Consider the following 24,694-nt stretch of genomic DNA (forward strand, 5'->3'; position numbering starts at 1 on the left):
GCGGACGGCGACGCGGCCGAGCCGGCCGCCGGCGAGCCGGTGCCGACCGCCGTGCCCTCGCCCGGGCGCCGGCTCTTCGTCGCCCGGACGCTCGCGATCGGCGCCTCCGGCGCGGCGGCCGCCGTGGTCGGCACCGGCACCTACGGGGTGCTGCGCGGGCCGCGTCTGAAGCAGGTCACCGTGCCGCTGGCCAAGCTGCCCGCGCGAGCGCACGGCTACCGGATCGCCGTGGTCAGCGACATCCACCTGGGCCCGATCCTCGGACGCGAGCACACCCGGCGGATCGTCGACACGATCAACGGCGCGCAGCCCGACCTGATCGCGATCGTCGGTGACCTGGTGGACGGCTCGGTCGCCGAACTCGGGCGTGCGGCGGAGCCGCTGGCGCAGCTGCGGGCGCGGGACGGCGCGTACTTCGTCACCGGCAACCACGAGTACTTCTCCGGCGCGGCCCCCTGGGTGGACTTCGTCCGCGAGCTGGGCGTCCACCCGCTGCAGAACGCCCGCTTGGAGCTCGCCGGGTTCGACCTGGCCGGGGTCAACGACATCGCCGGGCGCACCGAGGGCGACGGCCCGGACTTCGACAAGGCGCTCGGCGACCGCGACCGGGCCCGCACCTCGGTGCTGCTCTCGCACCAGCCGGTCACCATCCACGACGCCGTCCGGCACGGCGTCGACCTCCAGCTCTCCGGCCACACCCACGGCGGCCAGCTCTGGCCGGGCAACTACCTGGCCGAACTGGCCAACCCCACCGTCGCCGGGCTGGAGCGGTACGGCGACACCCAGCTGTACGTGACCCGTGGGGCCGGGGCCTGGGGCCCGCCGGTCCGGGTCGGCGCGCCGTCCGACATCACCATCGTCACGCTGGCCTCGCTCCAGGCCTGAGCCCGGCTGCGCGGCCCGCCCGGCCCGCGCTGCCCCGCCGGGCCGGCCGCCCCGCCGCCCTCAGGCCCGCTCGCCCGCGCCCTCGGTGTCGAGGTGCGGGAGCACCCGGTCCAGGAAGCGGGGCGTCCACCAGGCGGCGGGGCCCAGCAGGGTCATCACGGCCGGCACCAGGAGCAGCCGGACCACGGTGGCGTCGATCAGCACGCTGACGGCCAGCCCGAGGCCCATCATCTTGATCACGATGTTGTCGCTCACGATGAAGGCGGCGAACACGCTGACCATGATCAGCGCCGCGCAGGTGATCACCCGGGCGGTGATCTCCAGGGCGTGGGCCACGCTGCCCCGGCTGTCCCCGGTGCTCAGCCAGGCCTCGTGCACCCGGGAGAGCAGGAAGATCTCGTAGTCCATGCTGAGGCCGAAGACGATGGCGAACATCATCATCGGGACGTAGCTCTCGATCGGCACCGTCCCGGCGACCCCCAGCGCGGGCCCGCCCCAGCCCCACTGGAAGACCGCCACCAGGACGCCGTAGGAGGCGGCGATGGAGATCAGGTTGAGCACGGCCGCCTTCACCGCGATCAGCAGGCCCCGGAAGACGGTCAGGATGATCAGGAAGGCCAGGCCGACCACCACCGCGATGATCGGCAGCAGCCGGGCGGCCACGATGTCGGCGAACTCCACCTGGGCGGCCGTCGTGCCGGTCACGTAGGTCTTGGCGCCGCTCCCCGCCACGGCCTGCGGCAGGACGGTGCCGGAGAGGTGCCCGACCAGCTGAGTGGTCTGCTCGTCCTGCGGCCGCTGGGCGGGGGTGACGGTGTTGAACAGCACGTCACCGTCGGAGCTGGTCTGGAGCGGGGTGACGCCGGAGGTGTCGGGCGTGCCGGCCAGCGCCTGCTGCACGGAGCTCAGCAGCGCCGGGCGGGCGTCGGCCGCGACGGCGCTCTGGTCGACGACCACGGTGATCGGGCCGTTGGAGCCGGGGCCGAAGGCGTCGGACATCAGGTCGAAGGCGCGCCGGTCGGTGAAGGTGGTCGGGTCGGCCCCGTCGTCGATGTGGCCGAGCTGGATGGAGAAGAGCGGGATGGCGAGGACGCCGACGACGACCACCCCGGCGGCCAGGAACCACCACGGACGGCGCTCCACCCGCTGGGCGTAGCGGTGCCACGTCCCGGTGATCTCCTCGCCGGGCGCGACGCCGGTCTCGGCGACCGGCGAATGCACCGTCCAGCGGTCCATCCGGCGGCCGATCAGGCCCATCAGGGCCGGGAGCAGGGTGAGCGCGGCGAGGACGGCGGAGATCACCGTCACCCCCGCGGCGGCGCCGAGCTTGGCGATGAAGTTGACCCGGGAGACGACCAGACCGGCCAGCGCGATCACCACGGTGCAGCCGGAGACCAGCACCGCCCGGCCGCTGGTCGCCACGGCGTGCCCGGCGGAGGACACCGGGTCCTTGCCGTCCATCAGGCCCTGTCGGTGCCGGGTGAGCAGGAACAGCGCGTAGTCGATGCCGACGCCGATGCCGATCATGGTCGCCAGGGTGGGGGCGACCGTGGCGAAGGTGGTGGCGGCGGCCAGCAGGCCGAGCGCCCCGAGGCCGACGACGGCCCCGATCAGGGCGGTGACCAGCGGCAGGCCGGCCGCGATCACGCTGCCGAAGCCGATCAGCAGAACGACGATCGCGACCCCGAAGCCGATCAGCTCGCTGACCCGGTCGTCGGCCACCGGGCGCGCCAGTTCGCCCAGCGGCCCGCCGTACTCGACCTCCACCCCGGCCGCCCGCAACGGGGCGACGGCGGCGTCGACGCCGTCGAGGTAGTCGCCGCCGAGGGTCGTGGGGTTCACGTCGAAGCGGACGGTGAGGTAGCCGGTGAGGCCGTCCGCGGCGAGCGGGCCGCCGGGCGGGGAGGGCTGGCCGGCGGGCGGCAGCGGACTCTGCGCGGACTGCACGTGCGGCAGCGCGCTCAGCGAGCCGACCACCTGGTCGATCTGGCTCTGGAACCCGGTCAGTGACTGGCTGTCGTGGAGCACCACCTGGGAGCTGGTGCCGCCGGCCGCCGGTTCGTGCGCCTGGAGGACGTTGCGTCCCTCCTGCGCCTGGGTGTCCGAGAGCGAGAAGTCGTCCGAGAACGTCCCGCCGACCGCCCGGTCGATCACCTGGACGCCGGCCAGGGCGACCAGCCAGAGCACGATCACCAGGACCGAGTGGCGCGCGCACCACTCGCCCAGTCGCCGCAGGGCGCCGCGCCGGGGCGGTTGCGGGGGGCGGGCCGGGCCGGGGATGCGGGCGGGGCCGCCCGAGGACGAGGGCATGAACGCTCCTGGGGCCGGGGTGACGTTCCGTCACGCCTGGTCGGGCGGGACCACGGAGTCCCGATGCTAGGGAGCGGTGCCGCGCGATCCGGCGCGATCACCCGGTGACACGCCCCGGTGCCTCCGTTCGGCGGGTCCCGCCCCCGCGGCCGGCCGGAGCCTCAGGCCGGGCGCAGCTCCAGCAGGACGATCCGCGCGCCCTCCGGCCGCCCGGTGAGGCGGGCGGCGAGGATCCGCGGGATGTCGCTCTCCTGCGAGTACCCGGGCACCACCGTGACCTCCGCCCGCCGGACCCCGGGCTCCCCGGCCACGGCGTACGTCACGACGTACGTGGTCCGCTCGGGCGGCGGGGGCGGGCGCGTCCCCGGCATGGCGCCACCTCCTCGGCTCCCGGCCATTGTCCGCCGGTCCGGCCCGGTCCGGCCCGTCGCGTCGGCCCGGACCGGGACCGTGTGGCCGATCGGGGTGAATCCGGGCACAGTGGAAATCTCCGGGAGGGGGACCGTCCGGGAAGGGGCGACACCCCATGCAGACCACCTGGAAGGGGACGATCAGCTTCGGGCTGGTCAGCATCCCCGTCCACCTGTACTCCGCGACCCAGGAGCACGACGTCCCGCTGCACCAGGTGCACGCGAAGGACGGCGGCCGGGTGCGGATGAAGCGGTACTGCGAGCAGGAGGGGACGGAAGTCCCCTACGCGGAGATCGCCAAGGGCTACGAGTCGCCCGACGGGCGGACCGTCACCCTCACCGACGAGGACCTCGCCGAGCTGCCGCTGCCCAGCAAGAAGGTCATCGACGTGCTGGCGTTCGTGGACGCGGCCGAGATCGACCCGCTGATGTTCTCCAAGGCCTACTACGTCGGTGTCGCCGACAAGGCCGCCGCCAAGCCGTACGCGCTGCTGCGCGACGCGCTCACCGAGTCCGGCCGGATCGCGGTCACCAAGATCGCGCTGCGGACCAGGGAGTCGCCGGCCGTGCTGCGGGTGCACGACGGGACGCTGGTGCTGCAGACCTGCATCTGGCCCGACGAGGTCCGCCCGGCGGCCGGGATCGCGCCCGACGAGCAGGTGACCGTGCGGCCGCAGGAGCTGAAGATGGCCCGCTCGCTGATGGACACGCTCTCCGAGGACTTCGACCTCTCCCAGCTCCACGACGACTACCAGCAGGCGCTGCAGCAGGTCATCGAGGCCCGGATCCAGGGCGTCGAGGTGCCGCACGAGGAGGAGCCCGGCGAGGCTCCGGACAACGTCATCGATCTGATGGCGGCGCTGCGCAGCAGTCTCAAGGAGGCCAAGGGCGCCCACCGCGGCCGCCGGGCCGGGCCGGGCGCCGAACCGGAGGCCGGTCCGACGGCGGTGGAGGAGCCGCCCCCGGTGGCGGCCCCGGCACCCCGCAAGCGCGCGCCCGCCGGGAAGGCGGCGGGCGGGAAAGCGTCGGCCAAGAAGGCGACGGCTCCCAGGACGGCCACCGGCCGGGCCACCGCGGACCGGGCCGCCACCAGGACCGCGGCCGGCACCGCGAAGCCGGCCGCGGCCGCGAAGAAGACCACCAGCAGGAAGTCCGCAGCTCCCCGCAAGGTCTCGTGAGGCCTCGGTGAGCTGATCACCGGCAGTCCCCGACGTCCGGAGGCGATCCCAGATGGACCTACTGACCTACAAGGCGCTCGACACGGGCCCCGACGCGCCGCGGCACCCGAGCCTGGCGCACCGGGCCTGGCACGGCCTGCTCAGCCTCGGTCCGACGGCCGTGGTGCTGATGCTCGCGCTCTCGCTCGGCCTCGGCGCCGTCGGGTCCCAGGTGACCTCGCTGCCCTGGCTGATCGTCTTCAGCATCGTGTGGGGCGTCACCCTCATCGCGCTGTGCGGCATGGTCGCCCGCTGGATGACGCCCGGCCAGGGCAGGCACCGGATGGCCGCCTGACACCGGCCGGGGCGGGGCCGTCCTGACCCCGCCCCGGCCGCCGTCAGGCCACCCAGACGGTGGTGATGTTGCAGAACTCCCGGATCCCGTGGCCGCTCAGCTCGCGCCCGAAGCCCGAGCGCTTGACGCCGCCGAACGGCAGGGCCGGGTGCGAGGCGGTCATGCCGTTGAAGAACACCCCGCCGGCCTGGATGTCCCGGACGAAGCGCTCCTGCTCGGCCGGGTCGGTGGTCCAGACGTTGGAGCTGAGTCCGAAAGGCGTGTCGTTGGCCAGCGCCACCGCCTCGTCCAGGTCGGCGGCCTCGTAGACAGTGGCGACCGGCCCGAAGGTCTCCCCCAGGTGGATCCGCATCGCCGGGGTGATGCCGGTCAGCACCGTCGGCTCGTAGAACCAGCCGGCCTCCCGGCCCGCGGGGCGGCGGCCGCCGCACTCCACCCCGGCGCCGTGCGCCCGGGCGTCCTCGACCAGCTCCTCCAGGTCGTCCCGCCCCTGGCTGCTGGCCATCGGGCCGACCTCGGTCGCCTCCTCCATCGGATCGCCGACGGTCAGCGCCCGCATGGCCGCGGTGAACGCCTCGGTGAACGGCCGGTACACGGCGGTGTGCACGATGAAGCGCTTGGCGGCGATGCAGGACTGCCCGTTGTTCTGCACCCGGGCCCGGACGGCGGTGGCCACGGCGGCGTCCAGGTCCGCGCTCGGCAGGACCACGAACGGGTCGCTGCCGCCCAGCTCCAGCACGGCCTTCTTCACCTCGTCCGCGGCCGTCGCCGCCACCGCCCGCCCGGCGGGCTCGCTGCCGGTCAGCGTCACCGCGGCCACCCGGCGGTCGCGGATCACGCCCTCCACCGCGCCCGAGCCGATCAGCAGGGTCTGGAAGCAGCCCTCCGGGAACCCGGCCCGGCGGAACAGCTCCTCCAGGGCCACCGCCGTCCGGGGGACGTTGGACGCGTGCTTCAGCAGGCCGACATTGCCCGCCATCAGGGCCGGCGCGGCGAACCGGATCACCTGCCAGAACGGGAAGTTCCACGGCATCACGGCCAGCACCACCCCGATCGGGCGGTAGCGGACGTAGGCCCGGGCGGCGCCGGAGTCGGCGACGTCGGCCGGGGCGGGGTGCTCGTCGGCGAGCAGCCCCTCGGCGTTCTCGGCGTACCAGCGCATCGCCTTCGCGCACTTGGCGGCCTCGGCGCGGGCGGCCGCCAGCGGCTTGCCCATCTCCTCGGTCATCGTGCGGGCGACGGACTCCAGGTCGGCGTCCAGCAGGTCGGCGGCGCGGCGCAGCAGCTCGGCGCGGTACGCGAAGGAAGTGGTGCGGTAGGACTGGAACGCCGCCTCGGCGCGGGCCAGCCGCTGCTCGATGCCGGCGGCGTCCAGCGCTTCGAAGGTCTCCAGGGTCTCGCCGGTCGCGGGGTTGACGCTTGCGATGGCCATGCGGTGGGCTCCCAGGTGTCCGTGGGGGATTGCTCCGGAGTCGTTGCTCCACCCTGGCCGACACCCCGCCCCGAGCGCACCACCGCCGCCCGGCGTGTCCCGCCGGGCACCGGCCGCCGCGGCCTCACTCCGGCAGCGACTCCACCCGCGCCGCGGCCTCCCGGGCGCGGGCGCCCGCCCTGGTCCGGCCGGCCGTGACCAGCCGGTTCGGGAACCGGTGCAGGTACTCCGCCTCCAGCTGCCCGGTCCGCAGGGTGTGCCGCTTCAGGGCCTCCTCCGACCCGTACAGGAAGGTCTCGTGCCTGGTCCGGTGCAGCTGCTCCAGCTCGTGCAGCAGGGTGTCGTTGCCCAGGGCGTGCGGGGAGATCCCCGCGGGCCTGGTGTGCGGAGCGTCGTCCGGGTGCCGCATGGTCCACTACCTCCTCGGCGCGAATCCCCCCGTACCCGGGTGCCCCCGACCGCGGCCGGTACACCGGTGTGCCGACGGGACTCCCGTACCGGCAGTGTCGTCGCCCCCGGGGCCTTTCGCGAGGCGTGCCGCCCGGACGCCTCGCACGGGGGCCCGGGGAGGTGGCGGGCGGGTGACCGGATCGTACGATGACTATCCCGACGTCCCTTCCTTTCCCTCCCAGAATTCGGAACGATCACCCATGCCGCTGCCCAAGGCCGAACTCCACCTGCACATCGAAGGCACCCTGGAGCCGGAACTCGCCTTCGCGCTCGCCGCGCGCAACGGCGTCACGCTCCCGTACGCCGACACCGAGGAGCTCCGCCGGGCCTACTCCTTCAGCGACCTGCAGTCCTTCCTGGACCTCTACTACGCGCTGATGACGGTGCTGCGCACCGAGGCGGACTTCGCCGACCTCGCCGACGCGTACCTGGCCCGGGCCGCCGGGCAGGGGGTGCGGCACGCCGAGATCTTCTTCGACCCGCAGGCGCACACCGCCCGCGGGGTGCCGCTGGACGTGGTGGTGGAGGGCCTCGGGCGGGCCCTGGACCGCAGCGAGGAGCGGTACGGCGTCAGCACCCGGCTGATCATGTGCTTCCTGCGGGACGAGTCCGCCGAGTCCGCGCTGGAGACCTTCGAGGCCGCCCGGCCGCACTTCGGCCGGATCACCGGGATCGGACTCGACTCGGCTGAGGTCGGGAACCCGCCGGCCAAGTTCCGCGAGGTCTACCGGCGCGCCGCCGAGGCCGGGCTGCACCGGGTCGCCCACGCGGGGGAGGAGGGCCCGGCCTCCTACGTCACCGAGGCCCTGGACGTCCTCGGGGTCGAGCGGATCGACCACGGTCTGCGCTGCCTGGAGGACCCGGCGCTGGTCGACCGCCTGGTCCGCGAGCAGATCCCGCTCACCCTCTGCCCGCTCTCCAACGTGCGCCTGCGCTGCGTCGACACGCTGGCCGACCACCCGCTGCCCGCCATGCTCGCGGCGGGCCTGCTGGTGACCGTCAACTCCGACGACCCGGCGTACTTCGGCGGCTACGTCGACGACAACTTCCGTGCGGTGGCCGGGGCCCTCGCGCTCGCGCCCGAGACGCTGCGCCTGCTCGCCGCCAACTCCTTCCGCGCCTCGTTCCTGGACGAGGACCGCCGGGCGGCGCTGCTGGCCGAGGTGGCGGCCTACGCGTTCGAGCCGGCCGGCGTCTGAGCCCCGACTCCGGAGGCATCGAATCCGGAGGCATCGAATCCGGAGGCACCGGCTCCGGGCCGCGACGGGCCCGGAGCCGGTGGGAGGCTCAGACCAGCGTGCGCCAGAAGTACCAGGACTGGACGCGGACCGCGCTGGCCTGCGCAAATATGCTTGCATTCGGGCAAGTGATGGAAAATCGGACAAGCCTCTGACCTGGACTGTCCCGCGGTGACCCGCTCGAATGTGCCCTCAGATGTGCCCTCTGCGTGGCGCCGCGTCATGTCCAGCTTGAGGGACGGCGGCCTCCGAGCGACGAACGCTCCAGCGAGTCCGGACGCGGCCGTCAGCTGGGCCGGGGGACAGGTGAAGAGGGCGTAGTCGCTAGCGCTCTCCTATGGGTGGACGGCGGAGGGGCGGGGTTGTCATCCGTTCTCGCTCGGCACACGGGGCGCGGAGATGAGGTAGGCGGCGACGCCGGTGCGACGGGTGGTGAGCGAGGCGCGCAGCGTGCGCTGCTGGCGCGGGGTGACGATGCGCGACCACACATCGAGGGTGCGCACCGCGCGGCCGCCGTGTCGGGTGGGGAGGAACTGCTCGGGCGGGACGAAGGCCACGGTCAGGTTCCTCCGTTTCCTCCGTTGAGGCGGGCGCCCAGGCCGGCGGCGAGGCGGTCGGCCCGCTCGGGATCGTCGGGCAGTACCCCGGCGCCTTCGGTCATCAGGGCGTGGAACTGCTGCTGCTCGTACGGGGTGTTGGGCGGGAGGGCGGCGATGTGCCAGTGGACGTGGGCGTTGCCCTGCGCGCTGCCGAGACTCAGCACGTACACGCGCTCGGTCGCAACGGTCGCCGCGAGCGCGGTGGCGACGCGGTGGACCACGCGTTGCAGGGCGAGGTACTGGTCCTCGGTGAAGTCGCCGATGGTGTCCTCGACGTGGGTGCGCGGGGCGACCAGGACCTTGCCGTGCAGGGTGGGGTAGCGATCGAGGAAGGCGACGTGGACGCCGTCGTCCAGGACGATCCGGTGCTCGTAGCCGGGGGCGCCGGCGAGCATTTGAGCAGATGAAGCACGGCCCGTTGCGGGCCCGCTCGTTGTAGGCGTCGAGGTCGAAGGCGGTCACCGCGCCCACCCGCCGGGGCCGGGGCGCAGCGTCATGAAGCCGTCGAGGGGCTCGAAGCCGAGGGCGCTGTAGAGGGGCGCGCCGGCGGCGGTGGCCCTCAGTTCGATGGACCCGCAGCCGCGGTCCTGGAGGGCTTCGACGAGGGCGGTGGTGACGGCCCGGCCGTGTCCGCGTCGCTGGTGGGCGGGATCGGTCACCACGGTGTGGATGCGGCCCCACAGGCCGGTGGGGAACGCGGGGCCGAGGTAGCCGCGGTAGACGATGCCGATGGCGCACGCGGCGAGGCCGTCGGCGGCGGGCACGACGTAGGCGAGCAGGTTCGGGTCGGTGCCCAGGCGCTCGCGCATGTCGTCGCGGAAGGTGGTGCGCCACTCATCGGTGAGCGGGCCGCCGTCCAGGACGGCGACGCGCAGGCGCAGCAGTTCGTCGGCGTCCCCGGGGACGGCGGGCCGGGCTGCGGTGACGGGGGTCATCGGCTGGTCCTCTCCAGGACGACGTGGGTGGTCAGCAGGAGGCAGAGCAGGTCGTCGAGCGGGTACTCGGCCATGGCGCTCCAGCCGAAGGAGCGCAGCAGGTCGAGACTGGCCGAGCGCAGACCGATCGACTCCCAGCCGCCGCGTTGGCGTTCGGCGAGCGGGGTAGTGACGAGCAGTCGGCCACCGGGGACGAGAAGGCGACGGACGCAGGCGACGGTCGGCACGAGGTCGACGAACGGGAGGAACAGCCGACAGGTGATCAGGTCGAACTCGTCGGCCGGGAGCAGGCCCAGGCCCCCGCGGTCCGCGTCGAGGAGCCGGAAGTCGAGCCCGTCGCGCCCTCCCAGCCGGTCCTGGGCGGTGGCGACGGCGACCTCGGAGAAGTCGACCCCCGTGACCTGGAAGCCCAGATCGTGGAGGGCGGCGGAGTATTCGCCGGTGCCGCAGCCCACGTCGAGGGCCCGAAGGCTGGCGCCTTGGCCGACATGCTCGGCCAGCAGGTCGATCTCCTGCTCGGCGACGGGACGAAAACCCTTCCCCTGTTTGTAGTGGTCGTTCCAGTGGTCCGCGGCGGACACTTCCGCTCCTCTCGGTCTGGGCGTCCAGTGGACGGGTCAGTCGGTGCGGTGCAGGCCGGGCGGGTGCAGCGGACCTGGAGTCAGGCGTTCCAGCAGCCGGTCCACACTGCCGTCGGGCCGGTAGAGCGTGCGGTAGGCGTACGGGTGCCGTCCGCCGGGGAGCCTGGCGACGCCTTCGTCGGTGACGGTGCGGCCCTGGGTGATGGCGAGCAACTGCAAGTCGATGTCCGCGGGCAGTACCGCTTTCGCGCCGATGGGCGGGCGGCGGTGACGGCCGGCCACCTCATGCCCCGACCAGGGCGCGCAGGTCCTCCGAGGCGTCCCAGCCGTAAGTGGAGAACCCCCGCCCGTCGCCGGCGAGGTAGGCGGTGAGGGCGGCGTGCGAGGTGGGGAACATCGGGGTGGGCAGCGCGGAGGCGTCCATCCACAGGACGGCGAGGTGCTTGTCCGGCTCGGTGTTCGTCAGCTCGCCCCGCCACGAGGTCGCGGCGAAGACCGAGAGCAGGAACGGGCCCTTGCCGTCCCACCCGGCCTTGACCTGGATGGTGTGGACCAGCCGCAGGTCCTCGGGGGCGACGACCAGGCCCGACTCTTCGTGCAGCTCGCGGGCGGCGGCTTCGTCCAGACGCTCGCCCTCCTCGGCCTTGCCACCGGGGACGGTCCAGGCGGGCACAGTGGACCAGGAGTCGTTGGCGTAGTGGACGCAGGCGACCTTGCTCGCCTTCTCGTCGTGGACGATGACGCACACGGCCTGACGCAGGGACTGCACGGAGACTCCAACCGGTAGTGAGGAAATGGGTGTTCACGCCCCTCGATCCGTTGGAGTGAAGGTTTGCTGACGTCCAGTCATGAGAGGTGCGCGTCGGCAGCGAGCCGGGAGTCGAAAAGATGTATGCCCGAGACTACGGGCCCGCCACGACGGAGGTGCCCGAGTTGGCAGTGAGTCACCCGAAGCCTCGGTGGCTCCGGGGGCGTGCTGCTGATCCACTTCGACGGCATCCCCGACCAGATCACCTTTCCGTGCTCGGTGTTTCTTGATCGACTCGGCGTGTTGACGGTCCTGCCGATGTCGTGGCACTCGGCCGCGCCGCTTGCTCCCTGGGCCGGGCTGCCTGCCGGGGCCCGGTTGGGACCGCCGTGGCGCGGCCGGGCTGATTAGGCTGTCCTGACCCGGTGGTTGCGAAACCCGCGCCGCACTCACGTAGGGCGGGCGAGGCGACGTAGTTCTGTCGTCGGCCACTCCCGAGAGGCGGCGCAGGTCCTCGGCGAGGGGTGCCAGACGGCGCGCTGGCGCGCAATCAAGGTTTCGTGTGGCGTGTCCCTGGCAAACTATTCCAACCATGAGCTTATCTCCGGTCGCCGGCCACCCTGCCATTGCCGTCTTCCGTGAACCCCGAGGCGGGCGGCCCGCCCCGGTACTGGGCCGGCGGGTCGACGCCGAGGCGCAGCGGACCGCGCGCGTGCTGGCCGAGATGGCGACCCACGGCAGACCAGTCGAGCGGAACGCTGCGTTACGGCAAGCCGCGGCGACGGCACAGGAGTTGGTGGCCGCGCTGTCGGCTCTGGCTTCTGCCGTGTCAGGGGAGGACGTTCCGGCAGAGTCGACCAGCCAGTCGTACTTCCGGGTCCGCGAGGTGGAACTGTCGGACCAACAGGCCGCCCTGCACGGAGCCCTGGTCATCCACCGAGGTCTGGACGACCTTTGTGAGGCCCCGCTTTCGGGCGCCGACCTGGCACTGGAGGTCGCCGGGATGCGGCAAGCGGTGCTCGATCTCACCGGCGCAGCGCCGGGCGCCGCCCCTGAGCCCGTCCTGCCGCTGATCGTCCCCGAGCCCGGTGAGGGGACGCCGTTGGAGAGTGTGTGGAACGCTCGGTGGCTCATCGGGCACCAGGTCCATGTCCTGTTCAACGTCTGCGCCGCGGTCGCCGTGACCGACGCCGCCCGCCACCTGCGGGACGGCGACGTCGCCACCGCGCTGCTGAGGCTGGCCGACGCGACGGTGTACGTGCGCGCCTTCCCGGCGGCCATGAACCACGCCAGTACGATCCCCGCCGCCTACTACATGGCGGAGATCCGCCGGACCATGGCGCCGCCGTCGACGGACGTCCCGCTCAGCGGGCGCCAGCACCGCGGGTACAAGCTGTTCCGGGCGGCGATGAAGGACCTGCTGACCGTGCTGCCCGACTCCTACGAGCAACTCGCCTCCCAGGAAACCGAGTTGGCCGACGCAAGGGGAGCCCTCCTGGAAGCCGACATCGTGGACGCCGAACGGCACATCACCCTCGCGTACTCGATGGTCCACCTGCGCCGCTCCATCGCCCAGCGGCCGGAAGGCCCCGACAACGCCGTCGCCGAACTGCGGCTCATGCGCCACCGCCGCGCGGCCCAGTACGCCTCCCTGATCCGGTTCGGCGACCACTACATCGCCGACGCCGTCGCCGCCCTGCGCCACTACTGAGCTTGGCTGCTCACCGTTCGCACTCCCCGCAGGAGACCCGATGCCCGGCACCACGCCCAACACCGCAGTCGCCGCCGACTGGATCCTGGACCCAGCCGACGCCGACGCGTGCGAGCACCTGGCCCGCACCCTCACGGCCGGCGGACCCGACCAAGTCGACAACCGCGACTGGCTGACACGGGCCCGCGACGCCGGGGACGAGCTTCCGCTGCCATTGCGCCGCGCGGTACGCCGCTTCCGCAGGCAGTCCGGCCCGTGCGGCACCCTGGTGATCGGCGGCCTGCCAGTCGACCAGGCGATCCTGCCCCCGACACCGGCCGTGCCCGGCTCGGTCCAGCGCCAAGCCACCGTCCCCGCCGCGCTGCTCACCATGGTGGCCTGCGGGCTCGGCGAACCGCTGGCCTACCTGGCCGAGAAATCCGGCGCCCTCGTGCAGGACGTCGTGCCCGTACCCGGGCAGGAGACCTTCCACGGCAACGCCGGCTCGGTGCCGCTGTCCTTCCACACCGAGAACGGCTTCCACCCCCACCCACCCGACTACGTGGTCTTCCTGTGCCTGCGCGCCGACCACGATGGAACCGCCGGCATGCGCGTCGCCGGCCTCCGCCAAACACTGCCGCTCCTGACCCCGGCCGCCCGCGAGGCCCTGTTCGCACCGGAGTTCATCACCACACCGCCGCCTTCCTTCAGCCCCGACGCCACGAGCGGGGCCGAAGCCGAACCCCGACCGGTGCTGTCCGGCGCGGCCGAGGACCCCGACATCCGCATGGCCCAACTCGTCACCACCCCGCTCACCCCTCGGGCCACCGCCGCGCTGGCCGAATTCGGGCGCGCCTGCGAGGCGAGTGCCCGCACCCTGCGCCTGGCCCCTGGCGACCTGGTCGTCATCGACAACCGTGTCACCGTCCACGGCCGCACCGCCTTCCGGCCCCGCTACGACGGAGCGGACCGCTGGCTACAACGCACCTACGTCACCACCGACTTGCGCCGCTCGCGCGACCACCGCCCCGACGACGGTCACGTCCTCGCCCGCTGACCGGCACTGAGGGTGCCGGTCGTATCACTGTCGACCCGCCCTCTGAGCTCGTCACCGACCGCTTCGGTAGGACCGCTGACGTCCTCGTGGGCGACGGCCGCCGGCGGGCTCACCGGGCCGAGGACTTCCCACCGAAGGCGGCTCCGTCCTCGCGGGGCCGCTCGTCGACGGCCTGGCCCGGCTGGTCGCCGACGGCCACCGGCTGATCGTCGAACGCGACCGTAGCCTCTAGGGCCTGTGTGATGTTGTGATCAATCTTCGGGTTCTGCCCCCCTGCTCCGGGGTAGAACCCGGCGACAGCGCCTCGTCCCACACGTCTCCTCCGTCGGCCCAGGTCCACAGCCACTTGCGCAGCGAGGGTGCCGCATAGCACAGGCCGTCGTGGGGGTTTTCGCCCCAGTCCGGTTCCCAGCCGTCGGCGTCCCAGAGCAGCACCGGGTGATCGACGGCTATGAGCGAGACGTACCACTCCATGGTGCAACCGCCGCCGGTCATGAAGAACCACGATGACGGCGCCGCCCGGCTCGGGCGTGCGGCGTGATGGGTCGCTGCACACGGCCAGTCCGGCCTGTACCAGCCCGGGATGTAGTGCGGCGTCAGGGACGCGAGGCCGCCGTCAGGTCCGTACCCTCCATCGCCGATCTCGGTGTAGAGGCGCCTGAGCAAGGAAGGCAGCGAGTAGCCGAGTTCGCGTTCGGCGCGGTCGACCTCGGTCATTGTGAGCGGTGGGAAGGGCCGCTCGGGGAGGCAGCCTCGGGTGAGGCTCCTGCCCTTCTCGCTCCATGCGAGCGCGCGCAACCTCCGCACAAGTTCGTCATCGTTCGCCGCGGTGCGGCGGGAAGCTTCTGGCACGATCCAGGACTGTAGTTCGGCGGGCTGACACCCGGTCGGGAGGGCTGTGCATGCGTCCCGGGGGTGTCAGGGGAGAGATCGTCGCGATCAGGCCTTCGTGATTACGGTCTTCTTGGGCTGCCGGGGCACGGTCTTCTCGCGCTTGAGGTGTCCGTAGACCGTGGAGCGGGGGATGCCGAAGAGGTCGGCGATCTGTTGGACGGTCTTCTCGCGGGCGTCGTAGAGCTGCTGGGCGAGTGCGGCCTGATCTGGGCTGAGGCGGGGGCGTCGGCCGCCGACGCGGCCGCGGGCGCGGGCGGAGGCGAGGCGGTCCATGGTGTTGGCCACGATCAGCTCGCGCTGGAGCTCGGCGAGTACCGAGAGCATGCCGAACATCGCGCGGCCCTCGACGGTGGAGGTGTCGATGCCCTGCTCGATGACGTGCAGCCCGATCCCGCGCTCGCGCAGGTTCGCGCCGAGGGTGACCAGGTGCAGGACAGAGCGGGAAAGCCGGTCGAGTCGGGTGATCTTCAGCGTGTCGCCGGGCCGCAGCAGTTGCAGGACGAGTTCGAGCCTCGGGCGGGACGCCTTCGCGCCGCTCGCGGTGTCGACGTGGATATCGCTGCGCTCCACTCTGTGCCGCAGCAGTGCGTCGATCTGATGATCGGAGTTCTGGTCGGCGGTCGAGACGCGCGCGTAGCCGATGAGCATGTGTCGGAATTTATCTGACTGATCGTTCGCCGACATTGATATTCGACGCGAGTTGCCGACACTGATCACCTGCGGATTAGTGATCGCCGCGCGGAGTGTCGACAGACGGTCGTTTTTCGACACGGTCCCTCCGCTGCCAGACGGCTGTGAGCGGGCCAGCTGGCGTGCAGGTCGTCATCGAGCCTCGAGGGTGGCCTTCAGGACGTCGAGGTTCTTCGCGACTGCGTGCTTGACCTGGGGGCCGGCGAGCGCGGCGACGGCCTTGAGAGCTCCGGAGGCGGTGAGGTGGACGGTGTTGACCAGGCGGGTGGTGTGCTGGTCGGCCGCGGTCAGCCGGTAGGTCGCGGTTCCCGAGAACGGGCCGAAGTCGCCGTCGACGGTGAGCAGGTTCGGCGGGTCGTAGTCGGTGATGCGGAAGTGCTCCTCCGCGGGCCGCGGGAGGGTGCGGGTCTGGCGGTAGGTGGTGCCGACTCCGATCGGGCCGGGGGAGGTCTGCTCGGTGGTGTCGAGGGCGTAGTTCCAGCGGGGGAGGTTCTCGGGCTGGGCGAGATAGGCGAAGACCTGGTCGGCGGGCGCGTTGATGGTCAGGGTGTTCTCGAACTGCATGGTCGTTCCCTTCTTCGGCGCGTGGCCGGCGGGTCGTATGCGGGTCCTGCTTTCGGTCGAGGTCGAGGTCGAGGCTCAGTCGAGGCTGAGGCGCTTGTTGAGGGCCTCGCCCGAGGGGAGGGGGTCGATGAAGCGGTGCAGGAAGGTGAGCATGGCGTCGGTATCCAGGCCCTCGCAGGCGGCGTCCAGTCCCGCGTAGAGGGCCTGTTCGATGCCGGCGACCTCGGTGGCCAGATGCTCGCCCTCAGGGGTGAGGCTGAGGTGGAGGTAGCGGCGGTCCGTGTCGTCGGTGCGGCGTTCGACCAGTCCGGCCGCGACGACGCGGTCCACCAGCCGGCTGGGGTTGGTGCCGCTCTCGCACACCAGGAGTTGTCCGAGCCCGTTCAGGCTCAAGGTGCCGTGCTGCTGGAGCAGGCGCAGCACCTCGGCCTGCGACGGGGTGATGCCGTGGGGCTTGAGGGCCTGGATCAGCAGCCGGTTGCCTTCGCGTTGGGCTGCCAGGATCGCGAACCTCAGGTGTTCGGCCTTACGCACGCGCGGCCTGCCCGGCCGTCGGAGAGGTGGTCGGGACGGTGGTGAGGAAGTCCTGGACCGCGTCGGCGTAGCCGACCGGGTGGGAGAAGCGGAACATGTGGCCGGTGCGCGGCAGTACGACCTCGTGGGCGTCGGGGATACCGGCGAGCATGACCTTGGATGCGTCCTCGCCGATCAGCACGTCGTGCGAGGGGGTCAGGATCAGGGTCGGCACCTGGATCCGGCCCAGCACGCCGACGTAGTCGGCGGTCATGGCGGCCCGCACGCGGGCACCGAAGGAGGCCGCCGGGGTGTTCTCGAGGAACAGCTCACGGCTGCGCGCCTCACTCCAGTACACCTGCCCCTCGCGGTCGAAGGGGGAGGCCAGGCGGTGGGCGTGGGCCCGCAGCGTCAGCTGCCGGTAGAACGGGCCGCGGGCCTTGCCGATCGCCCGCATCACCGCCTTCCACGACTTGGAGGTGACCGGGTTGGCCGCGAAACCGCCGGACACGACCAGGGCGCGCAGGCCCTTCGGGCGGCGGGTGGCGACCGCGAGCGCGATGTTCGCGCCGAACGAGTCGCCGACCAGCACCCAGTCGTCCAGGTCCGCGACCACCTCCTGCACGTAGTCGGCGTAACGCTCCATATCGTCGACGCCCTCGGGCAGGCGGAGCGTCCGGGTGGGCGCGTCGCCGTAGGGGGCGAGCTGCTCGGCGCTCCACGGGGCGCCGGAGAAGCAGGGGATGAAGACCAGGGTCGGAATCTTCTCTGAAGTGTTCATATCGGACACGTTACACGACACATATGTCGTGACACAAGTAATCTGGGTCACATCCACAATGAGCCTCGTGCGCCCGTCGGCCTTCCTGGCGTGGTGTTGCGGGCCGCAGGAGGCAGGACTCCCGGGCCGATGCCGTGGGGCGTCCGGCAGCGGGTTCACTCCCCCTCGACGTCGTCCTCGGCGGTGTGGGGGTCTCAGCGGTCGCGTGCCGGGAACCGGGGTGCGGGTGAAGGCGTAGCGCCGAGGAAGTTGATGTGGTCGAACTGGATGGGTGAGAGGCGGGTGAGCAGGTCGTCGGTGACGGGGAAGCCGTCGGCGGCGAGCTGTTTCGGTCTCGGGACTGGTGAGCTCGCATGTTCAGTTGTCGCGTGTTCACCGCCGAGGTGCGATGGGTGTCGCGCTCGGTAGTCATGGCGAGCTCGGTAGGCGTCGCGCGGTGGACTACCGCCGCACGGTGTCAGCGTCGTGCGAAGGAACCCAGACCGGCGCGGTCGAGGTCGCGAGGCCGAGGTCGTCCAGGGCGGCGTCCGTGCCTGACAGCGCTAGGAGGAGGAACCGGGCCATGCCCATGTCGTAGCGGTGCCAGCCGTCGGGGAATTCGCCTCGCAGCCACACCACGACGGGCCAACGGTCCGGGTCGTCCCCTTCGGTGAGCCAGAAGCAGTGGTCTCCGTTGTAGTTGCTTGCCCAGTACAGCAGGCCGCCGGGCTCGGGGTAGACGGGGTACGGGCAGAGGTCGGGCAAGTCCTCCCGCATCTGCTTGAACGCAGCCCCGGTGTCGTTGATCAGCTCGTTGACCTTGCGGGAGAGGGCACCGGCGCCGATGGGTTGGCCGGGCAGCGGCCGCGGGGTCACGATGCCGAGCTCTCCGCGAAGTTCCCCGGGGCCGAAGAGATCGACGAATGCTCGGTAATCGGCGGGGAGCTGGATTCCGGCGACGTCCTGGGCCAGGTCCCACGGGCGCATCGGCTCAACAGCCGCCGGGTCCAGACCAGCGAGTTGCGCGAGTCCGACGATGTCCGGTCGCGGGGCGGTGCGGCGCCCTGCCCGTCCCCGGAAGTCACGTCGGGCGATCCACAGGACGAGGTCTCGCGCGATCTTCTCGGCGCTGGTCTCCGTGGTCACGACGTGTTCCCGAGTAGACGGATCACGCAGGACAACCTCGTAGCCACCCTCGTCCTCCAGCGCGACCGAGGCATACCAGGAGGACTCGTCCTCGCCGGCCTGGAGGATGACGAACGTGTTCTCCGCGTTGTCGAGCCCGCTGAGCAGTGTGCATATGGCGGCTTCGGACGGGTCGTCGACGCAGTCGCCGTTCTCGTTCTCAGCGTGATAGAAGTCCGCGGCCACACGCCCTCCCCTGGTGTTTCGGCAGGTCTGTCGGACGCAGCGTGACATGTCCGGCCGACGACGTTGCTGCCGAGGGCCCGATGGTGGCTTCACCGTTCGTGGTCACCCGGGGCGTATCGGCTCCAGGTTCCGCCGGCCTCGGTGACGAGGTGGGTGGTGGTCTTGTCGTGGTAGCCCAGGGCCCGGGCGACGACGGGAGCGGGGGCTTGGAGGACCAGTTGGCGAATCGCTGAGGCCCGACCGCGCTGGGTGGGAACGCCGATCGCCCGGAGTCGGTCAAGCAGGCTTCCCTGGTTCATCGGTTGTCCGGGCTGTCGACCAGGAAAGAGCCAGGCCGCGCTGCGACTGCTGGCGTGGGAGAGGCAGGGCTGTTCCGCCAGGTAGGCGCGCACGAGATCGGCGACGGGTGCGGGCAGTGGCGACGGGGGTCTCCGAGCCGGATTGTCAGGGCATCTCCGTCATCAGCCACGTCCGCGATGGTCAACCGGACGATGCGGCTGACGGGTTGGGCATAGAGCAGGACGAGTGCGGCCGCAGTTCGGGTTCTCAGTGGCAGGGCCTCGTCGTGCAGGACTCGGTGCAGGATGGCGAGGCGGCGGTGCTGGTGCATCGGAGCCTGGTCCTGCTTGATCACATGAGGGGGCAGGACGAGGCGGGGCATGGCGCCCTTGTCCATGCACCAGCGCAGGAACGGCTGGGCGGGTCGGCGGGTGGCGTAGTTGTCCGCGTGCCAGGCGTCGAGGTCGGCCTGTTGGCACTGGTCGAGGGTCCGGTTTTGTCCCGTGAGCCAGGTCAGGAAGGCGTCGGCCTGGGTGATCTGCTGCCGGGCCTCGGAGGTGGGGGATCGTCCGAGCGGCCCGGCTTCGGCCTTCGCCCGTAGGCGCCGCAGTTGGTGCCAGGTGGCGAAGCGGTGCAGGAGCTGATGTCGTGTGGGATCCTCGACCACTGCGAGGCGCTCGGCGAGCCAGCGCTCGTAGGGCTCTGTCGCTGATCTTGGGACGTCTTGGGTCTGTCATGCCGCCCACCAGTGAGTCCGGCAACAGCCGAGACCGTTGCGACATACTCGTCCGGTGCGTATAGGCGGATTTCCTCAACTCGCTCTCCGGTGTGCAGTCTGGGTCGGCGCAGTGCTCACTGCTCCGTTGCTGCTGATCGCTGGCGGACCGGCATACGACAGATTCATGCGTTATCTGAACCGTGAGGGCGGACCGGGTCTTCTCGCCAAGGAGAGGGGCTAAGTGCACCCGGGGTACTGGGTGGTCATGAACCGCCTCGTGCGCGCGCTGACGTGGCCAACACGTCGGGGCGGCCTCCTCAGACGCTGGTAGCCGGCGCCGATCGCAGCCAAATCAGTTCCTCAGCAGGATGCGGGTGCGGAGGAGGTCGAGCCTGGCCCGGCCATAGCCGGCCCGCTTGATCAGTTTGACCCTGGTCACCTGGCCTTCGACCTGGCCGGAGCTCCAGGAGCTCGACAGGCCGGCGACGACCGCGTCCCGGTCGTGGAGGAGTCCGTCGGCGAACTGCCGCAGGGCGGGCAGATCGTGCTGTCTGACCCGTTCGATCCATCCTTCGAGGTCTTCGCCGCGGTGCTCGCGCATGAGCGCGCCGAAGGCTCGGACGTGCTCGACGGAGGCGTCGAGTTCGGGGCAGGCCGCCCGGACCTCCTTCAGGCCCACGGCCTCGTCGGGGCGCAGGCGCTCGGGGCGGCTCATGATCCAGCGCAGGGCCCTCCTGGGTTTCGGCAGTGCCGGGGGCGGTGGCGCTGTGACGGTGCCCTGCTTCAGCAGACGGACGTAGGAGTTAACCACGCTCCGATCTCCGGGAAAGCCCTGGGCGCGCACCTCCCGATGGAGCTGGCTGGCGTTGCGGCATCCCTGGGTGAAGCGCTGGTAGATGTAGGGCTTGTAGTCGTCCAGCAGGGTCCGGCGCTGGGTGACTTTCACCAGCAGCTCGTCGACGTCGGCGGTGCGGGCGTATCGGCGGACGGCGTAGTAGTCGAGGTCCAGGTCACGGCTGATCCCGCGAAGGGACCTGCCCTGGGCGAGGAGTTCCTGCACAGCGCGGTGGCGTTCGCGGATGGTGGCGACGATTCGGCGGGGCCGGCCGCGGACGTCGAGCATGCCGTCCGGTTCTGCCGGTGGCTGCGGTTCTCCGGGCTGGTGCGTGGCCTGATGGGCTGTGCGGAGGCAGCCGTAGTGGCTGGTGACGGTCTTCTCCATGGCCTTGGCGAGGTTGTTCCACAGGTGCCAGGCGTCGGCGACCTGGACGGCCTGAGGGGCGGCCGTCCTGGCGGCTTCCGCGTAGGCGGAGGCGCGATCCCGGCAGATGATCTGGACCTCGGGGTGGTCGGCCAGCCAGCGGGCCACGGGTGCGGCCTCGCGGCCGGGCAGCACGTCGATCGGCCGGCGGGCCTCCAGGTCGACGAGCAGCGTGGCGTAGGTATGGCCCTTGAGCAGGGCGAAGTCGTCGATCCCCAGGACCCGGACAGGCCCCGGTTCGGTCGGCGCGGTGGTCCGCAGCAACCTCAGCAGGGTGTCTTTCACTGCGGTCATGCCCAGCCTCCGGGCGAGCCGTGCACCGGGCCGTCCGGCCAGCGCCCGGGCGACGCGGCCGAGGAGGTCCCGCAGGACGGGCGTATGCCGGGCATGCGGCTGGGTCAATCCCGGGATCTGCTCGGCGAAGGTGACAGCCGGGCAATCGGTCGTCATGCACTTGAACCGTCGCATCAGCATCACGATCACCACTGGCAGCCCGCCCAACGGCGCGTCCCCGAGCCTCCGCTCGTACCGGCCGTGTATTCGGCCCGAGAGCCTCCCACACCCCGGACACCGCGCTGACCGCGTACGGGAACGGGTACGCAGCATGACCACGCCCGCATCCCGGTGCACCGACTCGACTGCCACGTCCGCCAGATGCGGCAGAACCTCCCGCAAACCCCCTGAACTGCACACGCATCCGAAACGATCGAACAGCTACAACGTCACAAGATCAGCGACAGAGCCCGTTCACTCGTACCTGGCTGGGCACATTCATCTGCACGCCGACATCGGATCGCTCGCGCCTGCCCGGGGCGGGCTGGTGCGAGTCGTCGCGGCGCGTTGTTCGCCGAGTGCGCGGGCGGGTTGTTCGCGAAGTTGCTTGTTCTCCTCGGCGAGGCGCCGGATGCGGGCGTTGGCGGCTTCGAGACGTTGCAGCAAGGAAGCGTCGGAGGTGCGCTGACGTGAAGGAACCGGCGATCCGGGGTCGCGGCGGTGTGCTGCCCGAAGGCGCTCGATCTCCTCTCGTAGGTCTGTCTGGGCATAGAGCCAGGACCGGGACACTCCGGCCCGCTTCGCGACGGTCTCGAAGGTCACCGGTTCGCCCGCCAGGTCGAGGGTGCGGAGGGCCTGGATGGCCTTGGCGCGGGTGTACTCGCTGCGGCGACGGGCGGCGTCGACGATGTGCTGGCTGTTGTCAGCTCGCATCGGCAGTCGCCTCCGGCCGCCCGAGGTCGTCTTCCAAGCTGGTGTTCGGACGGGTCGAAGCCAAGTAGGGCGCCCGTGGGCCGGCCGGCACCGCCCGGACGGCCTGCCGGCGCCCGCGCCTCCCGCGACCTCCGGCGGTCGGCTCGGCACGGGCCGTAGGCATGTCGGGCCGCACAGACCGAGCCCGGCGGATCCGGTGCCTGTCTGCCGTGACCCGCGCCGCACGCTCCTCGGGCATCGACCGTCAGACGGGTGGCCAATTCCGTAGCGCCGGCGCGGCCGCCTGTCGGAGTGCGGAGCGGTCCGCCAATCGTGGTGGGTCGTTCGTGTTTCTCACTGAGGCTCGGAGTGGGGTGGTGCGGTGATCCGGCGATGAACGTCCTCGATGAGGTCCCGCATCGCCATGTGGAAGATCTCGGCTTGGTGTTCGCCGATGAAGGTGGTGTGTCCGAAGACTTCGAGGACGACCATGCCGTGCAGGTGCCCCCATGCGCTGACGAGGAGAGCGGCGGCAGGCGGCGGCAGGGTGTCCGGGCCGTGCGGAATCAGGTGTTCCAGGTCCGCTCGGAGGGCTGATGAGAGGACCCGGGTGTCGGCCGCGGCCAGTTGTGACGTGGTGAACCCGCCGAACACCTCACGTTGGAAGACCTCGCCCACCCGGCGCATCGCCTGCACGGTGGGACCTTCGGCTGGTGCCTCGTAGTGCCGCAGCGGCGCCCCGTACAGCAGTTGGAATCGCTCGGGGTGGGTGACGGCCCAGCGGCGGTAACCCGTGGCGGCGGCCAGGAACCGCAGAGCGGCGGGTTCGTCCACCATCGTGTCGACAGCCGCTGTCACGGCGTCAGCCAGGTCCTCGTACGCCTTGGCGACGAGAACCGTGACGAGGGCGTCCCGGTTCGGAAAGTAGTGGTAGAGCCCCTGCACGGTCATACCGAGGCCGCGGGCGACCGCTCTCAGGGACAGGGCGTGCAACCCGTGCTCGGCGAGGTGGCTCTCGGCGGCGGCCACGATCTCCTGGGTGGCGACGGCCCGGCGTCGTTGGCGCAGGGATGGCAGGACCGTCGCGGACGCGTCTGCGGACATGCGGCGATCCTAGGGTGCCGGCCCGCCGGGGATCGAAGCAGCGTACGACTATCCGAATACCTGACAGTGTTAGGTAAATCTCCTCCTGCTTAAAGTCCGATCGCCTGACTAGCGTCGTGTCCTGGCGATGAAGAGCCGGCAAGCGCCGCCCGGCGCGAATCGGGTTTCCGGCTGTCCGTGCGCCACCGCGAGGCGGCGCACGGCGGCGAGCCGCCTGCCCGGACGGCCTGATCATGCAGGTCACACGGGGGCACGCTCCGACACCGCCGGGGCCCGGTACGGGCCTCGGGAGCTCAGGAATCCACAGACGAGACGGTGCCGTACCGAGTTTTGAGGAGAAGGCCATGATCTTCCACATCAACCGCTTGACGCCCAAGCCCGACCTGAGTGAGGAGCAGGTCAAGGCCTGCCTCGACCTGCTGCGCCAGGTCGGCGAGACCTGTCCCGCCGTGACGTCGTACGTGGTCGGCCCGCATCCCGCCGGGGGCTTCGACTACGGCGCCGTGTTCGTGATCGAAGACCTCGACGGCTACCACGAGTACCTGAACCACCCCGCGCACGTCCGCCTCGAACTGGAAGGCATCGGCTACCTCGCGCGGTTCGAGGCCTTCGACATCACGGACTCCGCCGACCCCGAGATCAAAGCAAAGATCGAGCAGGTACAGGCTCGCCACTTCGCCGAGCACCCCGAGATCGCCGCACTCGTGGCCCAGGCCGCCTCCTTCACCAGGCCCGGCGGCGAAGACGCGACGACCCCGTCGTCCTGAGCGGCGAGATCCTGCCGGGCGCCACGCCACAGACCCGGCGAGGCGCCCGGCGTAGAGCGCACATTCAGACCGCGCCCAGCGCGCAACAATCCGCGGACCCAGGAGGTCACAGTGAGCACGAACGACCCGATCGACCGGCTCAAGGACGCGATCAACTCGCACGACCCGCACCGGGTCGCCGACTGCTTCACCACCGACTACCGGTCCGAGACCCCGCATCGGCCGCAGGACGGCTTCACCGGGAACGACCGGGTGCTCATGAACTGGACCGCCATCTTCGGCCGGCTGCCCGACATCCGGGCCGAGGTCCTGCGCCGCGCCGCGACCAATGGCGAGCTCTGGTCGGAATGGGAGATGGCCGGCACAGCCCCGGACGGCACCCAGGCCGTCATGCGCGGACCAGTCATCATGACGACCCGTGACGGACGCATCGACTGGACACGTTTCTACCTCAGCCCTGTCGCGGTCGACGTCAACGGATGAGCTGACCGAGGTTCTCTGAACGAAACGCTCTGGTCCTCGCCGAGGTGCGAAGGGCGGCTGCGGACAGACGCGAAGCCCGTGGTAGGACAGGTCATCCTCGCAGGATGCCTGGCCACCGGGGACTTCACGTCGGCCACCGGTGCTGTCGTACTCGACGTTCCGCACATCGGGGAAGGGGCGGCCAAGCTGCTCGGCGCCCGCCGCCCAGTCGGCCCGCCGAAGAGGTCTTGGCCGCTGGGCTCGTTCCGCCTGGTCGCC

At 71.3% G+C, this 24,694-nt stretch carries 29 protein-coding genes; 9 read left to right on the forward strand and 20 right to left on the reverse strand.

Features of this window, described 5'->3' with window-relative positions:
- Positions 1 to 885, forward strand: an 885-nt coding sequence (locus ACFWA9_RS22595) for a metallophosphoesterase (protein WP_380389250.1), incomplete at its 5' end; no start/stop codon positions are given.
- Positions 886 to 945: 60 nt separating this feature from the next.
- On the opposite strand, the gene ACFWA9_RS22600 is transcribed toward ACFWA9_RS22595, so the two are convergent.
- Together ACFWA9_RS22600 and ACFWA9_RS22605 are read right to left on the reverse strand one after the other, a co-directional pair.
- Positions 946 to 3,195, reverse strand: coding sequence for an MMPL family transporter (locus ACFWA9_RS22600; protein WP_380389252.1), 2,250 nt, complete (start codon positions 3,193 to 3,195; stop codon positions 946 to 948).
- 161 nt (positions 3,196 to 3,356) lie between these two features.
- On the reverse strand, positions 3,357 to 3,566 hold the full coding sequence (locus ACFWA9_RS22605) for a hypothetical protein (RefSeq protein WP_352288811.1): 210 nt from the start codon (positions 3,564 to 3,566) through the stop codon (positions 3,357 to 3,359).
- A gap of 155 nt (positions 3,567 to 3,721) precedes the next feature.
- Between ACFWA9_RS22605 and ACFWA9_RS22610 the strand changes: the two genes are divergently transcribed.
- Positions 3,722 to 4,783, forward strand: coding sequence for a Ku protein (locus ACFWA9_RS22610; protein ID WP_380389254.1), 1,062 nt, complete (start codon positions 3,722 to 3,724; stop codon positions 4,781 to 4,783).
- A gap of 52 nt (positions 4,784 to 4,835) precedes the next feature.
- Complete coding sequence (locus ACFWA9_RS22615; protein WP_329486470.1) at positions 4,836 to 5,117, forward strand: hypothetical protein; 282 nt, start codon at positions 4,836 to 4,838, stop codon at positions 5,115 to 5,117.
- Positions 5,118 to 5,160: 43 nt separating this feature from the next.
- On the opposite strand, the gene ACFWA9_RS22620 is transcribed toward ACFWA9_RS22615, so the two are convergent.
- On the reverse strand, positions 5,161 to 6,549 hold the full coding sequence (locus tag ACFWA9_RS22620) for an NADP-dependent succinic semialdehyde dehydrogenase (RefSeq protein WP_380389257.1): 1,389 nt from the start codon (positions 6,547 to 6,549) through the stop codon (positions 5,161 to 5,163).
- Positions 6,550 to 6,673: 124 nt separating this feature from the next.
- Positions 6,674 to 6,958 carry a DUF6158 family protein gene (locus tag ACFWA9_RS22625; protein WP_352288819.1) on the reverse strand — a complete coding sequence of 95 codons (285 nt, stop codon included), beginning with the start codon at positions 6,956 to 6,958 and terminating at the stop codon, positions 6,674 to 6,676.
- A gap of 241 nt (positions 6,959 to 7,199) precedes the next feature.
- On the opposite strand from ACFWA9_RS22625, the gene ACFWA9_RS22630 reads away from it, so the two are divergent.
- Positions 7,200 to 8,198 (forward strand): adenosine deaminase, encoded by a 999-nt coding sequence (locus ACFWA9_RS22630; protein WP_352288822.1) that lies wholly within the window; start codon positions 7,200 to 7,202, stop codon positions 8,196 to 8,198.
- 404 nt (positions 8,199 to 8,602) lie between these two features.
- On the opposite strand, the gene ACFWA9_RS22635 is transcribed toward ACFWA9_RS22630, so the two are convergent.
- The 6 genes from ACFWA9_RS22635 to ACFWA9_RS22660 form a co-directional block, all read right to left on the reverse strand.
- Entirely contained in the window at positions 8,603 to 8,794 is a 192-nt protein-coding gene (locus ACFWA9_RS22635; protein WP_380389259.1) for a hypothetical protein, read from the reverse strand.
- A 2-nt stretch (positions 8,795 to 8,796) separates the two neighbouring features.
- Entirely contained in the window at positions 8,797 to 9,231 is a 435-nt protein-coding gene (locus tag ACFWA9_RS22640; RefSeq protein ID WP_380389261.1) for an HIT family protein, read from the reverse strand.
- A gap of 63 nt (positions 9,232 to 9,294) precedes the next feature.
- Positions 9,295 to 9,771, reverse strand: coding sequence for a GNAT family N-acetyltransferase (locus ACFWA9_RS22645; RefSeq protein WP_380389263.1), 477 nt, complete (start codon positions 9,769 to 9,771; stop codon positions 9,295 to 9,297).
- Positions 9,768 to 10,352, reverse strand: a complete 585-nt coding sequence (locus tag ACFWA9_RS22650; RefSeq protein ID WP_380389265.1) for a class I SAM-dependent methyltransferase — start codon at positions 10,350 to 10,352, stop codon at positions 9,768 to 9,770. Before ACFWA9_RS22650 ends, ACFWA9_RS22645 begins: the two co-directional genes overlap by 4 nt.
- 36 nt (positions 10,353 to 10,388) lie before the next feature.
- A complete protein-coding gene (locus tag ACFWA9_RS22655) occupies positions 10,389 to 10,571 on the reverse strand; it encodes a hypothetical protein (protein ID WP_380389267.1) in 183 nt (60 codons plus the stop codon).
- 64 nt (positions 10,572 to 10,635) lie between these two features.
- Positions 10,636 to 11,121, reverse strand: a complete 486-nt coding sequence (locus ACFWA9_RS22660; RefSeq protein WP_238863301.1) for an NUDIX domain-containing protein — start codon at positions 11,119 to 11,121, stop codon at positions 10,636 to 10,638.
- 204 nt (positions 11,122 to 11,325) lie between these two features.
- Here ACFWA9_RS22660 and ACFWA9_RS22665 point away from each other — a divergent pair, with 204 nt between their 5' ends.
- The 3 genes from ACFWA9_RS22665 (at position 11,326) to ACFWA9_RS22675 (ending at position 13,847) form a co-directional block, all read left to right on the forward strand.
- The gene (locus ACFWA9_RS22665) at positions 11,326 to 11,511 is read left to right on the forward strand and encodes a hypothetical protein (protein WP_380389269.1); all 186 of its coding nucleotides are present in this window, start codon (positions 11,326 to 11,328) and stop codon (positions 11,509 to 11,511) included.
- A 415-nt stretch (positions 11,512 to 11,926) separates the two neighbouring features.
- Positions 11,927 to 12,811: a hypothetical protein gene (locus ACFWA9_RS22670; protein WP_380389271.1), complete on the forward strand. Its 885-nt coding sequence runs from the start codon at positions 11,927 to 11,929 to the stop codon at positions 12,809 to 12,811.
- A gap of 40 nt (positions 12,812 to 12,851) precedes the next feature.
- A complete protein-coding gene (locus tag ACFWA9_RS22675) occupies positions 12,852 to 13,847 on the forward strand; it encodes a TauD/TfdA family dioxygenase (protein ID WP_380389273.1) in 996 nt (331 codons plus the stop codon).
- 228 nt (positions 13,848 to 14,075) lie between these two features.
- On the opposite strand, the gene ACFWA9_RS22680 is transcribed toward ACFWA9_RS22675, so the two are convergent.
- From ACFWA9_RS22680 to ACFWA9_RS22725, 10 genes are all read right to left on the reverse strand, one after another.
- Entirely contained in the window at positions 14,076 to 14,564 is a 489-nt protein-coding gene (locus ACFWA9_RS22680; protein ID WP_380389275.1) for an SMI1/KNR4 family protein, read from the reverse strand.
- 222 nt (positions 14,565 to 14,786) lie between these two features.
- Positions 14,787 to 15,389 (reverse strand): recombinase family protein, encoded by a 603-nt coding sequence (locus tag ACFWA9_RS22685; RefSeq protein WP_380389277.1) that lies wholly within the window; start codon positions 15,387 to 15,389, stop codon positions 14,787 to 14,789.
- 174 nt (positions 15,390 to 15,563) lie between these two features.
- A complete protein-coding gene (locus ACFWA9_RS22690; RefSeq protein ID WP_380389279.1) occupies positions 15,564 to 15,995 on the reverse strand; it encodes an SRPBCC family protein in 432 nt (143 codons plus the stop codon).
- Positions 15,996 to 16,070: 75 nt separating this feature from the next.
- Positions 16,071 to 16,529 carry a MarR family winged helix-turn-helix transcriptional regulator gene (locus ACFWA9_RS22695; protein WP_380389281.1) on the reverse strand — a complete coding sequence of 153 codons (459 nt, stop codon included), beginning with the start codon at positions 16,527 to 16,529 and terminating at the stop codon, positions 16,071 to 16,073.
- Positions 16,522 to 17,289 (reverse strand): alpha/beta fold hydrolase, encoded by a 768-nt coding sequence (locus tag ACFWA9_RS22700; protein ID WP_380389283.1) that lies wholly within the window; start codon positions 17,287 to 17,289, stop codon positions 16,522 to 16,524. Before ACFWA9_RS22700 ends, ACFWA9_RS22695 begins: the two co-directional genes overlap by 8 nt.
- 441 nt (positions 17,290 to 17,730) lie before the next feature.
- Positions 17,731 to 18,639: a hypothetical protein gene (locus ACFWA9_RS22705; protein ID WP_380389285.1), complete on the reverse strand. Its 909-nt coding sequence runs from the start codon at positions 18,637 to 18,639 to the stop codon at positions 17,731 to 17,733.
- 295 nt (positions 18,640 to 18,934) lie between these two features.
- On the reverse strand, positions 18,935 to 19,585 hold the full coding sequence (locus tag ACFWA9_RS22710; RefSeq protein ID WP_380389286.1) for a hypothetical protein: 651 nt from the start codon (positions 19,583 to 19,585) through the stop codon (positions 18,935 to 18,937).
- A gap of 403 nt (positions 19,586 to 19,988) precedes the next feature.
- On the reverse strand, positions 19,989 to 21,503 hold the full coding sequence (locus tag ACFWA9_RS22715) for an ISL3 family transposase (RefSeq protein ID WP_380389315.1): 1,515 nt from the start codon (positions 21,501 to 21,503) through the stop codon (positions 19,989 to 19,991).
- 165 nt (positions 21,504 to 21,668) lie between these two features.
- A complete protein-coding gene (locus ACFWA9_RS22720; protein ID WP_380389287.1) occupies positions 21,669 to 22,103 on the reverse strand; it encodes a DUF6262 family protein in 435 nt (144 codons plus the stop codon).
- A gap of 333 nt (positions 22,104 to 22,436) precedes the next feature.
- Positions 22,437 to 23,186, reverse strand: a complete 750-nt coding sequence (locus ACFWA9_RS22725; protein ID WP_380389289.1) for a TetR/AcrR family transcriptional regulator — start codon at positions 23,184 to 23,186, stop codon at positions 22,437 to 22,439.
- Between the two features lie 344 nt (positions 23,187 to 23,530).
- Between ACFWA9_RS22725 and ACFWA9_RS22730 the strand changes: the two genes are divergently transcribed.
- Positions 23,531 to 23,953, forward strand: coding sequence for a Dabb family protein (locus ACFWA9_RS22730; protein WP_380389291.1), 423 nt, complete (start codon positions 23,531 to 23,533; stop codon positions 23,951 to 23,953).
- Positions 23,954 to 24,064: 111 nt separating this feature from the next.
- Positions 24,065 to 24,436, forward strand: coding sequence for a nuclear transport factor 2 family protein (locus ACFWA9_RS22735; RefSeq protein ID WP_380389293.1), 372 nt, complete (start codon positions 24,065 to 24,067; stop codon positions 24,434 to 24,436).
- Positions 24,437 to 24,694: the final 258 nt, after the last annotated feature.

The organism is Kitasatospora sp. NPDC059973 (genome assembly GCF_042737525.1).
In the GTDB taxonomy this organism is placed as follows: Bacteria; Actinomycetota; Actinomycetes; order Streptomycetales; family Streptomycetaceae; genus Kitasatospora.

Bases quoted from the DNA above. Each gene is read 5' to 3' on its own strand.
- ACFWA9_RS22600 (WP_380389252.1), bottom strand. From the start codon at position 3,195: ATGCCCTCGTCCTCGGGCGGCCCCGCCCGCATCCCCGGCCCGGCCCGC.
- ACFWA9_RS22605 (WP_352288811.1), bottom strand. From the start codon at position 3,566: ATGCCGGGGACGCGCCCGCCCCCGCCGCCCGAGCGGACCACGTACGTC.
- ACFWA9_RS22610 (WP_380389254.1), top strand. From the start codon at position 3,722: ATGCAGACCACCTGGAAGGGGACGATCAGCTTCGGGCTGGTCAGCATC.
- ACFWA9_RS22615 (WP_329486470.1), top strand. From the start codon at position 4,836: ATGGACCTACTGACCTACAAGGCGCTCGACACGGGCCCCGACGCGCCG.
- ACFWA9_RS22620 (WP_380389257.1), bottom strand. From the start codon at position 6,549: ATGGCCATCGCAAGCGTCAACCCCGCGACCGGCGAGACCCTGGAGACC.
- ACFWA9_RS22625 (WP_352288819.1), bottom strand. From the start codon at position 6,958: ATGCGGCACCCGGACGACGCTCCGCACACCAGGCCCGCGGGGATCTCC.
- ACFWA9_RS22630 (WP_352288822.1), top strand. From the start codon at position 7,200: ATGCCGCTGCCCAAGGCCGAACTCCACCTGCACATCGAAGGCACCCTG.
- ACFWA9_RS22640 (WP_380389261.1), bottom strand. From the start codon at position 9,231: ATGCTCGCCGGCGCCCCCGGCTACGAGCACCGGATCGTCCTGGACGAC.
- ACFWA9_RS22645 (WP_380389263.1), bottom strand. From the start codon at position 9,771: ATGACCCCCGTCACCGCAGCCCGGCCCGCCGTCCCCGGGGACGCCGAC.
- ACFWA9_RS22675 (WP_380389273.1), top strand. From the start codon at position 12,852: ATGCCCGGCACCACGCCCAACACCGCAGTCGCCGCCGACTGGATCCTG.
- ACFWA9_RS22680 (WP_380389275.1), bottom strand. From the start codon at position 14,564: ATGACCGAGGTCGACCGCGCCGAACGCGAACTCGGCTACTCGCTGCCT.
- ACFWA9_RS22685 (WP_380389277.1), bottom strand. From the start codon at position 15,389: ATGCTCATCGGCTACGCGCGCGTCTCGACCGCCGACCAGAACTCCGAT.
- ACFWA9_RS22690 (WP_380389279.1), bottom strand. From the start codon at position 15,995: ATGCAGTTCGAGAACACCCTGACCATCAACGCGCCCGCCGACCAGGTC.
- ACFWA9_RS22700 (WP_380389283.1), bottom strand. From the start codon at position 17,289: ATGAACACTTCAGAGAAGATTCCGACCCTGGTCTTCATCCCCTGCTTC.
- ACFWA9_RS22715 (WP_380389315.1), bottom strand. From the start codon at position 21,503: ATGCTGCGTACCCGTTCCCGTACGCGGTCAGCGCGGTGTCCGGGGTGT.
- ACFWA9_RS22720 (WP_380389287.1), bottom strand. From the start codon at position 22,103: ATGCGAGCTGACAACAGCCAGCACATCGTCGACGCCGCCCGTCGCCGC.
- ACFWA9_RS22725 (WP_380389289.1), bottom strand. From the start codon at position 23,186: ATGTCCGCAGACGCGTCCGCGACGGTCCTGCCATCCCTGCGCCAACGA.
- ACFWA9_RS22730 (WP_380389291.1), top strand. From the start codon at position 23,531: ATGATCTTCCACATCAACCGCTTGACGCCCAAGCCCGACCTGAGTGAG.